The organism is Stenotrophomonas maltophilia group sp. Smal32 (assembly GCF_030237085.1).
Classification (GTDB): domain Bacteria; phylum Pseudomonadota; class Gammaproteobacteria; order Xanthomonadales; family Xanthomonadaceae; genus Stenotrophomonas; species Stenotrophomonas maltophilia_Q.
The window spans coordinates 1-12,543 of the sequence record NZ_JASJSI010000118.1; the positions used below are offsets into that span (position 1 = coordinate 1).

Annotated in this window: 9 protein-coding genes; 6 read left to right on the plus strand and 3 right to left on the minus strand. The window is 67.2% G+C overall.

The window, feature by feature from the left end; all coding sequences use genetic code 11:
* Positions 1-482: 482 nt before the first annotated feature.
* The 6 genes from QRO91_RS19365 (at position 483) to QRO91_RS19390 (ending at position 10,403) form a co-directional block, all read left to right on the plus strand.
* Positions 483-2,948, plus strand: coding sequence for a GH92 family glycosyl hydrolase (locus tag QRO91_RS19365; protein ID WP_336621524.1), 2,466 nt, complete (start codon positions 483-485; stop codon positions 2,946-2,948).
* A 96-nt stretch (positions 2,949-3,044) separates the two neighbouring features.
* Positions 3,045-4,094 carry a LacI family DNA-binding transcriptional regulator gene (locus tag QRO91_RS19370; protein WP_049426747.1) on the plus strand — a complete coding sequence of 350 codons (1,050 nt, stop codon included), beginning with the start codon at positions 3,045-3,047 and terminating at the stop codon, positions 4,092-4,094.
* Between the two features lie 60 nt (positions 4,095-4,154).
* Positions 4,155-5,468, plus strand: coding sequence for an L-fucose:H+ symporter permease (gene fucP, locus QRO91_RS19375; RefSeq protein ID WP_049426746.1), 1,314 nt, complete (start codon positions 4,155-4,157; stop codon positions 5,466-5,468).
* Positions 5,469-5,475: 7 nt separating this feature from the next.
* The gene (locus tag QRO91_RS19380; protein WP_049426745.1) at positions 5,476-6,471 is read left to right on the plus strand and encodes a carbohydrate kinase; all 996 of its coding nucleotides are present in this window, start codon (positions 5,476-5,478) and stop codon (positions 6,469-6,471) included.
* Entirely contained in the window at positions 6,468-7,694 is a 1,227-nt protein-coding gene (locus QRO91_RS19385) for an AGE family epimerase/isomerase (protein ID WP_049426744.1), read from the plus strand. Before QRO91_RS19380 ends, QRO91_RS19385 begins: the two co-directional genes overlap by 4 nt.
* Before the next feature lie 90 nt (positions 7,695-7,784).
* The gene (locus QRO91_RS19390) at positions 7,785-10,403 is read left to right on the plus strand and encodes a glycoside hydrolase family 2 protein (RefSeq protein ID WP_197651195.1); all 2,619 of its coding nucleotides are present in this window, start codon (positions 7,785-7,787) and stop codon (positions 10,401-10,403) included.
* A gap of 175 nt (positions 10,404-10,578) precedes the next feature.
* Here the strand turns inward: QRO91_RS19390 and mtnC are convergent, their stop codons facing one another.
* The 3 genes from mtnC to QRO91_RS19405 form a co-directional block, all read right to left on the minus strand.
* Positions 10,579-11,274 (minus strand): acireductone synthase, encoded by a 696-nt coding sequence (gene mtnC, locus QRO91_RS19395; RefSeq protein ID WP_197651196.1) that lies wholly within the window; start codon positions 11,272-11,274, stop codon positions 10,579-10,581.
* 3 nt (positions 11,275-11,277) lie between these two features.
* Positions 11,278-11,835, minus strand: a complete 558-nt coding sequence (locus QRO91_RS19400) for an acireductone dioxygenase (protein ID WP_197632618.1) — start codon at positions 11,833-11,835, stop codon at positions 11,278-11,280.
* Between the two features lie 92 nt (positions 11,836-11,927).
* Positions 11,928-12,543: methylthioribulose 1-phosphate dehydratase (locus tag QRO91_RS19405; protein WP_285310525.1), on the minus strand; the 616-nt coding region annotated here is incomplete at its 5' end.

A 12,543-nucleotide genomic window follows, 5' to 3' on the forward strand; every position in this document is an offset into this window, starting at 1 on the left:
TTTGTATTTTTTTATCTAAAATGTGGGTGGGTGTGTTTTAGTTTGTTGGGTCTGGGGGGGCGGCGGGGGGGGGGGGGGGGGGGGGGGGGGGGGGGGGGCGCGGGGGGGGGGGGGGGGGGGGGGGGGGGGGGGGGGGGCGCCCCCCCCCCCCCCCCCCCCCCCCCCCGCGGGGGGGGGGGCCCCCCCCCCCCCCCCCCCCCCCCCCCCCCCGACTCCCCACAGGAAACCGGCTTCTGCTGTTGCTGTTGCTCCAGCTCGTAGCAGGTGCAGGGCGCAGCCCTGCCGAACACCCCTTTCATGCTGCGCCGCAGAATGCATTCGGCTGAACCTGCATGCTCTACTTGAATCGATCTAAATTCACGGTCGAATGGGTCGGGCGTCATTCCAGGGGGAGCTCTCTGCCGGTCACGGCGGGGCTCAGCGGAACGGTGCCGGACGGCCCCGGCCGTCTGCCTCCGCATCATCGACTACAGGAACCCGACATGCGTCCAGTGCCGTCCGCTCCCGCCGTCCCATCGACCTCGCGCCCGCTGGCGCGCCTGGCCTGCCTGCTGGCGCTTTCGGCCATGCCGATGCTGCTGCAGGCTGCGCCGGCAGCGCTGGAGCGCGAGGTCAACACCTTCATCGGCAGCAAGGACGACGGCAATACCTTCCCGGGCGCGTCGGCACCGTTTGGCCTGATCCATGTCAGCCCGATCGGCAGCCACTATTCCGGCTGGCGCTACGACGACGAGAAGATCCGCGGGTTCGGCCACTCGTTCATCTCCGGCGCCGGTTGCTGGGAGCAGGGCGGGCAGGTGTCCATCCTGCCGGTCACCGGCAGCATCGGCCCCGGTGGCGATTTCGATACCGGCAACGCCAAGCAGTTCGACCACAAGGCCTACGCATCGAACTACACCCATGACGGCGAGATCGGCCAGGCCGGCTACTACAAGGTGCGGCTGACCAGCTACGGCGGCATCGACGCCGAGGCCACCGCGCGTACGCGCGCCGCCGCCGAGCGCTACACCTTCAGCCAGCGCAGCGGCGATGGCCACGTGCTGGTCAATGTCGGACAGGCCAACGAGCGCCATTCGGTCATCGGCAGCGTGGTCGACGTGGTCGGTGACCGCGTGGTGGAAGGCAAGCTGGTCACCAAGAGCTTCTGTGGCGGCCACCAGTACACCACCTGGTTCCGCATCGAGTTCGACCGTCCGTTCAAGGCGCATGGCACCTGGGGCGAGGGCGGTGGCCTGCCCGGTGCGCGTCACAGCATGGAAGGCGAGCAGAAGCCGAATGGCGCCTGGCTCAGCTTCGATCTGGCCAAGGGCCAGTCGGTGACGGCGGTCAGCGCGATCTCGCACGTGGATGCCGAAGGCGCGCGCACCAACCTGCGCGCCGAGGGCATGCAGGGTGGGGCGCTGCTCGGTTTCGACCGCATGCGTGCCCTGTCGCAGCAGTCCTGGCGCGAGCAGCTGGGCCGGGTGCGCGTGCAGGGCGGCAACGCCGACGACCGCGCCGTGTTCTACAGCGCGGTCTACCACGCACTGCTGCAGCCGATGACCGGCAACGATGCTGATGGCCGCTATCGCGGCTACGACGATCGCATCCATCGCGCCGATGGTTGGACCTACTACGAGTACTTCTCGCTGTGGGATACCTACCGCGCGCAGAACCAGTGGCTGGCGCTGACCCGCCCGGACGTGGCGCGCGATATCGGCCGGACCCTGCTGGCGATTGACGAACAGGGCGGTTGGCTGCCGCGCTGGGGCTATGCCAACTTCGAGACCAACATCATGACCGGTGATCCGGTTACCCCGTTCATGGTCGACCTGTGGCGCTTCGGTGCGCTCAAGGGCAGTGAATCGCAGGCCTGGGATGCGCTGCGCCGCAACGCCTTCGGCACGCCGCCGTTGAACTCGCGCATGGCCGGCCGCTCCGGCAACCCCACCTACCTGGACAAGGGTTACGTGGTCTACGACCGTGCGTTCCCATCCAAGGGCATGGACGTCGATCCGCACCACGGTGGCTCGGCGACGCTCGAATATGCGCTGGCCGACTGCGCGCTCTCGCAGATGGCCGATGGCCTGGGTCACGCGCAGGACGCGGCGACGCTGCGTGAGCGCGGCCGCAACTGGCGCAAGGTGTGGGACCCGCAGGTGCGCGATGCCGAGACCGGCTTCACCGGTTTCCCGCGCCCGCGTACCGAGGACGGCCAGTGGTACACCCCGGCCGATGGTCACTACAGCCCGCGTTCGCACCATGGCTTCCATGAGGGCACCGCGTGGCAGTACCAGTGGCTGGCGCAGCAGGACGTGCCAGGCCTGGTCGAAGCGATGGATGGCCGCGAGCAGGCCGGTCGCCGCCTCGATGCGTTCTTCGCGATGGATGCGCTGCAGGCCGACCCGCTCAACGCTGCCCGCAAGGAGTGGGTGGTCGGGCCGTACAGCTACTACAACCAGTTCCGCTACAACCCGAACAACGAACCGGACCTGCACTCGCCGTGGCTGTACACGCTGATCGGCCAGCCATGGAAGACCGCTGCCGTGGTGCGTGCCGCGCAGCAGCTGTTCACCAACGCCCCGAACGGCGTGACCGGCAACGACGACCTCGGCACGATGTCGGCCTGGTACCTGTTCAGCGCCATCGGCGTGTACCCGGCGGTGCCGGGCAGCGGCCAGTTCCTGCTGCACACCCCGCGTTTCAGCAGGGTGGAAGTGGACATGGGCAATGGCCGCACCCTGCGCATCGACGCGCCGGGCGCCGATGGCCGCCGCCTGCAGTACGTGCAGGGCGTGCAGGTCGATGGCCAGGCACATGCAGCGGTGTGGCTGGACTGGAGCCGCCTGCAGCAGGGCCCGCGCGTGCGCTTTGCGCTGGATGCGAAGGTGCCGGAGCAGGGCTGGGGCACGGCGGTGAAGGACCTGCCGGTATCCTGGTGCGCGGCACCGGGCAGCCAGCTGCGCTGAGCCGGACTGTGCCGTTCGCGGTGACCCAGCGAACGGCACGGCACGACACGGCCCTGATCCATTAGGCTTGAGCCTCCAGCGGAGTCCGGGAAGACGATGAACGACAACGGCAGCAGTCCCAGCAAACGCGCCGGCAAGGCAGTGACGGTGACCGACATCGCGCGTGCCATCGGCGTGTCACGGGCGACCGTGTCGCTGGTGCTGCGCGGCAGCCCGCTGGTCAATGTCGATACCCGGGCCAAGGTCGAGGCCGAGCTGCGCCGGCAGCGCTATGTCTACAACCGCGCGGCCGCCAACCTGCGCCGTCGTACCTCGTCGAGCATCGCGCTGGTGATCAACGACCTGTCCAACCCGTTCTTCGCCGAATTTGCGTCCGGCGTGGACGAGGCGTTGGGCGGGCGTGGTTATGTGACCCTGCTCGGCAGCACCGGCGAATCGCCGGAGCGCCAGCAGGCGGTGCTGTCCACGCTGATGGAGCACACCCCGGCCGGCCTGATCCTGTCGCCGGCCGAAGGCAGCGACACCGCGCAGCTGCGCCAGGCATTGGGCGCCAATGCCAACGTGCTGCTGTTCAACCGCGAACTGGAAGGGGCCGACTGGGACTTCCTGACCCTGGACAACCAGCACGGCGCCTATCTGGCGACGCGCCACCTGATCGAGCGCGGCCATCGCCAGATCGCCTTCTTCGGCGGCCACGCCGCATCGAGCTCGTGCCACCAGCGGCGTGCCGGGTTCCAGCAGGCGCTGGCCGAGGCCTGCCTGTCGCTGCCGCCGGGCTGGATGATCGAGTCGGCGCCGAACCGGCTGGAAGCCGCTGCGCGCACCGATGAGCTGTTTGCCGATGGCCATCGCCCCAGCGCGGCGGTCTGCTACAACGACACCGTCGCGCTGGGCCTGATGCTGGGCCTGAACTCGCGAGGCATTCGTCCGGGCGGTGACTTTGCCGTGACCGGCTTCGACGATATTTCCGAGGCATCGGTCGCGGTGCCGCCATTGACCACGCTCACCGCCGATCCGCGCGAGCGGGGCCGGCAGGCGGCCGCGCTGCTGCTGCAACGATTGGACGAACCGGACGCGCCACCACGGCGCACGGTGGCGCCGGTGCAGTTGCGCATCCGCGAAAGCAGTGCCGCACGGCCGAACTGATTCCTTCCACGTACCCCTTCCACGCAACAACGACCTTCCGCGCATCGAGGCGCGTACCGCATGCCGATCTCCGCAACGCCCCGTCCATCGGGTTCTTCGGGCAACGCACCCGCCGTCACCAACGGCAAGGCGCTGGCCGTGGTCACCACGATCTTCTTCATGTGGGGCTTCCTGACCTGCCTCAATGACATCCTGATCCCGCACCTGAAGGCAGTGTTCGAGCTGAACTACGCCAAGGCGATGCTGGTGCAGTTCACCTTCTTCGGAACCTATTTCCTGATGTCGCTGCCGGCCGGCCGCCTGGTGGCGGCGCTGGGTTACAAGAAGGGCATCGTGGCCGGCCTGGTGATCGCCGGTATCGGCGCACTGGGCTTCTGGCCGGCGGCCGAGCTGCGCGTGTATGGCGCCTTCCTCGGCGCACTGTTCGTGCTGGCCACCGGCATCACCGTGCTGCAGGTTGCTGCGAACCCCTACGTCGCGCTGCTGGGCCCGGAGCAGACCAGCTCCAGCCGCCTGACCCTGGCGCAGGCACTGAACTCGCTGGGCACGGCCATCGCCCCGATCTTCGGCGGCATGCTGATCCTGTCCAACACGGTCAAGAGCGCCGATGAACTGAGCGCGCTGCCGCCCGCCGAACAGCTGGCCTACCGCGCCGCCGAGGCGCAGGCCGTGCAGGGCCCGTACGTGGGCCTGGCCGTTGCGCTGGTGCTGCTGGCGCTGTTCGTGTTCCTGTTCCGCCTGCCGGCACTGAGCGATGCCACCGAACAGGCCGACCAGGGTCACCGCCACAGCTACCTGGATGCGCTGCGCAAGCGCCACCTGCTGCTGGGCGTGCTGGGCATCTTCTTCTACGTCGGTGCCGAAGTATCGATCGGCAGCTTCCTGGTCAATTACCTGTCGATGCCGAACATCGGTGGCTTCAGCGAACAGGAGGCCACCCATTACGTGTCGGCCTACTGGACCATGGCGATGATTGGCCGCTTCGCCGGCTCGGCGCTGTTGGCGCGCTTCTCGCCCAGCCGCCTGCTGGCGATCTTCGCGCTGGTCAACGTGGCACTGCTGGTCACGACCATGCTGACCTCCGGCAACATCGCGCTGTACTCGGTGGTGGCGATCGGCCTGTTCAATTCGATCATGTTCCCGACCATCTTCGCGCTGAGCATCGAGCGCCTGGGCCCGCTGACCAACAAGGGCTCCAGCCTGCTGATCATGGCCATCGTCGGCGGTGCCGTAGTGCCGTACCTGCAGGGCGTGCTGGCCGACCACATCGGTGTGCAGGCCAGCTTCATCCTGCCGCTGCTGTGCTACGGCTACATCATTTTCTACGGACTGGTCGGCGCACGTACGCCGGCTTCCGCAACGCAGGGAGGCTGAGTCCGGAATGGGTTCCATCGTTTGCTTCGGCGAAATTTTGATCGATCTACTGGCGCAGCCGCCGGCCTCGGCCGACACGCCGCGCGCGTTCCTGCAGTACGCCGGCGGGGCGCCGGCCAACGTTGCGGTGGCGGCAGCGCGACTGGGTGCGAAGACCCAGTTCGTCGGCATGCTGGGCCGCGACATGTTTGGTGACTTCCTGGCCGAGAGCCTGGTCGAACACGGCGTAGGCACGGATTACATCGTGCGTACCGATGCGGCCAAGACCGCACTGGCCTTCGTCGCGCTGGATGCCAGCGGCGAGCGCAGCTTCAGTTTCTACCGCCCGCCGGCCGCCGACCTGCTGTTCCGTGACAGCGACTTCCAGGCCGCGTGCTTCGACAGCGCGCAGTGCTTCCACGTCTGCTCCAACAGCCTGACCGAGCCGTCCATCGCCGAGGCGACCTTCGCCGGCATGGAGCGCGCCCGTGCCGCCGGTGCGGTGGTCAGCCTGGACCTCAACCTGCGCCCGGCACTGTGGCCGGCCAGCGAAGATCCGACGCCGCGCCTGTGGCAGGCGCTGCAGCGTGCCGACCTGGTCAAGCTGTCGCGCGAGGAGCTGGACTACCTGGCGGCACCGCTGGGTGCCGATGGTGAGGCAGTGGTGCTGAAGCGCCTGCTGGCTGCGCAGGCACGCTGGGTCATCGTTACCGATGGTGCGGCCACGCTGCACTGGTACACGCGCGACAACCACGGCACGGTCACCAGCTTCCGCGTAGCCACCGTCGATACCACGGCCGCCGGCGATGCCTTTGTCGGTGGGGTGCTGGTCGGATTGCTGGAGCGTGGCGGGGCGGGCGCAGGCTTTGCCGCGTTCTGCCAGGACCCCGAGGCGATCACCGCCACGCTGCGCTTCGGCGCCGCGGTCGGCGCGCTGGCTGTTACCCGCAAGGGCGCGTTCGCCGCGATGCCCTCGCTCGATGAAGTGCAGCAGCTGCTGCAGGCCCAGGACATTACCGCATGAACACCTCGCCCGATTTCCGTTCGCCCGCGTTCCTGCGTGCGCATATCGCCGACACGATGGCGTTCTACCACCCGCGCTGCATCGACCCGAACGGCGGCTTCTTCCACTACTTCCGCGATGACGGCAGCATCTACGATGCCAGCCATCGCCATCTGGTCAGCAGCACGCGCTTCGTCTTCAACTACGCGATGGCCTACCGCGAATTCGGCAACGCTGAATACCGCGACGCGGTCGAGCACGGCGTGCGCTACCTGCGCGAGGTGCATCGCAATCCGGTTACCGGTGGCTATGCCTGGACCCTGCGCGACGGCAAGGTCGAGGACGACATGAACCATTGCTACGGCGTGGCCTTCGTGTTGCTGGCCTACAGCTGTGCGTTGAAGGCCGGCATCGAGCAGGCCCGCGCGTGGATGGACGAGACCTGGCAGCTGCTGGAAGCGCGCTTCTGGGAGCCGGAACACGGCCTGTACAAGGACGAGGCCGATGGCCAGTGGAACTTTACCGGCTACCGTGGCCAGAACGCCAACATGCACATGTGCGAGGCGATGCTGGCGGCGTTCGAGGCCAGTGGCGAGCAGCGCTATGTGGAACGCGCGCTGCAGCTGGCCGACAACATGACCCGCCGCCAGGCCGCCAAGGCCGGTGGCCTGGTCTGGGAACACTATGACGTGAACTGGGAGATCGACTGGGACTACAACCTGGACGACCCCAAGCACTTGTTCCGCCCGTGGGGCTTCCAGCCCGGTCACCAGACCGAGTGGGCCAAGCTGCTGCTGATCCTGGACCGCCATGTGCAGGCCGATTGGCTGGTGGCGACCGCGCAGCATCTGTTCGATGTCGCCGTGGCCCGCAGCTGGGATGAGGCGCGTGGTGGCCTCTACTACGGCTTCGCGCCGGAATCGCGCCGGCAGCCGGGCATGGAGGGCGCCCCGATCGGTGGCGACAGTTTCGTCTGCGACGACGACAAGTACTTCTGGGTTCAGGCCGAGACCCTGGCCACCGCCGCACTGATGGCCCAGCGCACCGGCGATGACCGCTACTGGCAGTGGTACGAGCGCATCTGGGCGTACTCGTGGGAGCACTTCGTCGACCACCAGTACGGTGCCTGGTTCCGCATCCTCGATGCCGACAACCGCAAGTACAGCGACGAGAAGAGCCCGGCAGGCAAGGTGGATTACCACACCATGGGTGCGTGCTACGAAGTATTGAACGTCGTGCGTTGAGATGGGTACGCCGGGCATGGCCCGGCACTACCTCGAATCAGACTTGCAGGTAGCGCCGGGCCAGGCCCGGCGGAAAAACAGGAGCATCCCGTGCATCGCCTTTCCCTCGTTGTCCGCCTGCTCCTGCTGCTGGTCGCAACCTCTGTGTTCCCTGCACTGGCGGCCCCGTTGCAGGCGCAGTGGGAGTTCCGCATGCTGCCCGGCGACGCGCAGGGTGCAGCCCATCCGGGCCTGCAGCAGTGGCGTGCGGCGAAGGTGCCGGGCAGCGTGCACACCGACCTGCTGGCCCACGGGCTGATCCGCGATCCGTACGTCGGTGCGCCCGAGGCGGAGCTGCAGTGGATCGGCCTGGCAGCCTGGGAATACCGCGCCCGCTTCGACGTGGATGCGGCGACGCTGGCCAAGCCCAATGCCGAGCTTCGCTTTGACGGGCTGGATACCTATGCCGAGGTCAGCCTCAACGGCAAGCCGCTGCTGCGTGCAGACAACGCGCACCGCACGTGGCGTGCGCGCGTGGACCGGCGCCTGCGGGCGAATGGCAATGAACTGCAGATCGTGTTCCGATCGCCCATCCGCACCCTGCTGCCGGGCGTGCAGGCGATGCCGCACAAGATCGCCGGCAACTATCCTTCGCCCTATGGGGATGAGCCCAAAGACGCGATGGTCGGCAACTTCGCGCGCAAACCGGCCTACCACTTCGGTTGGGACTGGGGCCCGCGCTATGTCACCGCCGGCGTCTGGCGCGGGGTCGACCTGCAGGCCTGGGATGCGCACCGCCTGACCGATCTTGCCGTGCGCACCGATGCATTAAGCGCGGAACAGGCGAAGCTGGCGGTGTTGCTGCAGGTGGAGCAGGGCAACGCTGCCGGTTCTGCGGTGGTCAATGTCGATGTGCGCGATCCGCAAGGCCGCAGCGTGGCCCAGGTGCAGCGCACGGTGCTGTTGAAGCCCGGCCAGAACGCTGTCGAAGTACCAGTCGAACTGGTCAAGCCGCAGCGCTGGTGGCCGGTCGGCCACGGTGCACAGGACCGCTACACCGTGCAGGCCCGCCTGGATGATGGCGCCGATGCAACGCGGGTGCGCGAGCAGCGCATCGGCCTGCGCACGGTTGAGCTGCGCCGTGAGGAAGACGGCAAGGGTGGACAGGGCTTCGCCTTCGTCATCAACGGTGTGGAGATCTTCGCCAAGGGCGCCAACGTCATTCCGTTCGATGCCTTCCCCGCGCGCGCCGATGCCGCACGCCTGCGCCAGGTACTGACGGCCGCGCGCGACGCCAACATGAACATGCTGCGCAACTGGGGCGGCGGCTACTACGAGGATGATGCGTTCTTCGACATCGCTGACGAGCTGGGCCTGCTGGTCTGGCAGGACTTCATGTTCGGCGGCGGCATGCAGCCGGGTTACGATCCGGCCTTCCGTGCCAGCGTGATGGCCGAGGCGCGCGACAACGTGCGCCGGCTGCGCCATCACCCCAGCATCGTGCTGTGGTGTGGTAACAACGAGGAAGAAACCGCCTGGAAGGACTGGGGCCACGGTCGCGACCTGAAGGCGGCCGACCCGGCGTTTGCAGCGAAGGTGTGGCAGGGCTATGTCGACCTGTTCGGCAACGACCTGCGCCAGGTGGTGGGTGAGGAGGGGCTGGGCGTGCCGTACTGGTCCAGCTCGCCCAGCAATGATCTGGACGAGAAAGCCAACGATTCCACCCGCGGCGACAAGCATTACTGGCAGGTCTGGGGCAATCCGGCACTGCCGGTGCAGGCCTACCTGCGTGAGACGCCGCGCTTCATGTCCGAGTACGGGCTGCAGGCGTGGCCGTCGGTGGCGACGGTGGACCAGATCGCCACCCGCGCCGAGCAGCGTATCGACAGCCCGGTGATCCGTGCGCACCAGAAGTTCATGGCCGGCGAGGGCAACAGCCGCCTGTTGCACTACATCGAGCTGGGGTACGGCACGCCGAAGGACTTCGAGGACTTCGTCTACCTCAGCCAGGTGATGCAGGCCGATGGCATCGCGTTGGCCGCGCTGCATCATCGGGCCTCGCGTCCGTACACGATGGGTTCGCTGTACTGGCAGCTCAACGATGTCTGGCCGGGCGCTTCATGGTCCAGCGTGGACTACTTCGGCCGCTGGAAGGCGCTGCACTTTGCCGCGCGGCGTTTCTTCGCGCCGGTGACGGTGGCTGCGCTGCGCGACGAGGGCAATACGCGGGTGCGCCTGATCAATGATGGCGCCGCGCAGGAGGCACGTTGGCGGCTGCGGGTGATGGACGTGGAGGGCAAGGTGCTGGGCCGCCGTGAGGAGGCGGTCACGTTGGCGGGGGAAGGTGTCACCTCGATCGGTGATTTCCGCGACGCCGAACTGCTGGCCGGTGCCGACCCGAAGCGCACGGTGGCGGTGTTCGAACTGCTGCAGGACGGCAAGGTGAGCGCGAGGCAGGTGGTCGGTTTCGCCGAGGCCAAGGACCAGGTGTTGCCGCGGCAGAAGCTCAAGGCCACGTTGTCCATAGAAGGCGACCACTATCGACTACGGCTGGAAAGCGCGGCTTACGTGCGCGCGACGTGGATCGATTTCGGTGCGCTGGATGTGCAGATCGAAGACAACCTGCTGGACCTGCTGCCGGGTGAAACCCGGGACATTGCAGTGCGTGGTCCGGTGGATCTGACGACGCTGCGAGAAGCGTTGAAGGTAAAAACACTCAACGATCGTTGAGGGCAGGCGAACCATGTTCTGGTAGGTGTCAACCTTGGTTGACACATCGGCCGTATGCCAACCAAGGTTGGCATCTACCGGACCATCGGGCAGGCATATTCTGCTCTGGTAGGTGCCAACCTTGGTTGGCACGCCGGGAGCATGCCAACCAAGGTTGGCATCTACCCTTTTCGAGTTACAGCTGGATCTGCTGGAAATTCTCGACCCGCTCATGGCCGTTGGCGGCCTGGCCGGTGCGCGGCAGCGGGTAATCATCCAGACGGTCGATCAGGCGGGTCTGCAGGCCGGCTTCGCGGGCGGCGTCCAGCTCTTCCACCACATCCGACAGGAACAGGATCTCGCCGGCCGGGACGCCGATCGCCTGCACGATGCGGCGATAGCTGTCGGCCTCACGCTTGCCGCCGACTTCGGTATCGAACCAGCCCGACACCAGCGGGCTGAGGTCGCCGGCGTCGCTGAAACCGAAGAACAGCTTCTGCGCCGGCACCGAACCGGAGGAGTACACGTACAGCGGCAGGCCCGAGGCGTGCCAGCCCTTCAGTACCGCCGCCACTTCCGGATAGAAGTGCGCGGTGTAGTCGCCGCGACGGTAGCCGGCATCCCAGATCCGGCCCTGCAGGGCCTTCAGCGCGGTGTGCTTGCGGTCCTGGTCGATCCAGCCCTGCAGCGTTTCGACCACCAGGCTGTCCTGGCAGGCGCCGCCGATCTCGGCGGCTACCGCGTCGAGCCAGCGGCGCACGTCCGGGTCCTGGCCGTGTTCGGCGACGAAGCCGGGTAAGGCCTGGCGCGCATAGGGGAACAGCACGTTCTTGACGAACGAGATGCTGCTGGTGGTGCCTTCGATATCGGTCAGGATGACGCGGGGCTGCATGGATCAGGACGCCTGGGTGGGTACGTAACGGGGGAACTTCTGTGCGATGTCGGTGCCGGTGAAGTGACCGACCCAGCCATCCGGCTCGGTGAAGAAGCGGATCGCCACGAAGCTGGGTTCATCGCCCATGTCGAACCAGTGGGTGGTGCCATCGGGCACGGCGATCAGGTCATCCTTCACGCACTCGATCTCGTAGACCTTGTCGCCCACGTGCAGGGTGAACAGGCCGGAGCCGGCGACGAAGAAGCGCACCTCGTCTTCCTTGTGGAAGTGCTCGTCGAGGAACTTCCTGCGCAGCTCGGCGCGGTTGGGGTTGTCCGGGGCGATCGAGGCTACGTCCACGCTCTTGAAGCCGCGCTCGGCGACCAAGCGGTCGATGTCCGCACGGTAGGCGGCGAACACTTCATCCTGGCTGGCGCCCGGCGCGACCGGTGCGGTGGCCTGCCAGCGCTCGAAGGTGACGCCGATCTGCTTCAGTTCGGCAGCGATGACAGCGCCGTCCTGGGTGTCCAGCAGCGGCGATTCGGGACGGGTGTCGTCGTAGATGCGCAGTCGGCTCATGGCGGCAGCTTGAACGTCTCGGGGGAAAGACAGGGTAGCAGGGTGGGCGCAGGGTGCAGATTCCGGATCGGCATCTGCACCTGCGCGCGGGTTCAGCCGCGCAGCTTGCGCAGTTCCAGCTCGCAGTGGAACAGGAACTCGAAGGCCTCCAGGTGACGACGCGCTTCGGCCATGTCGCGGCCCCAGGCGTACAGCCCGTGGCCATCGATCAGGTAGCCCCACAGGTTCTGGCGGTCGAGCAGATCATCGACCTGCTGCGAAAGCACGTTCATGTCCTGGGTGTTGGCGAACACCGGTACGTCGATGGCCATCTCGTGGGTGCTGTTGCCGGCGAAGGCCTTCAGCAGCTCGTAGCCTTCCAGGTGCACATGGCCCTGCGGCGCGTACAGGCGCGAGGCGATGGTCTGCACCGGCGAATGGGTGTGCAGCACGCAGCCGATTTCCGGGAAGCGGCGGTACAGCTGGGTGTGCAGCAGGGTTTCGGCGGAGGGGCGCAGCGGGCGGCCGACGGCCTTGCCATCGAAGTCCACCACCATGATGTCGTCCTCGATCAGGCGGCCCTTGTCCTTGCCGGAGACGGTGATCGCGGCGTGGCGGTCGTCCAGGCGGTGGGAGAAGTTGCTGCTGGTGGCCGGGGTCCAGCCGGCCTGGGCCAGCTCGCGGACGTTGTCGATCAGCAGCTGGGCCAGTTCGCCCAGGCGGGCGGTG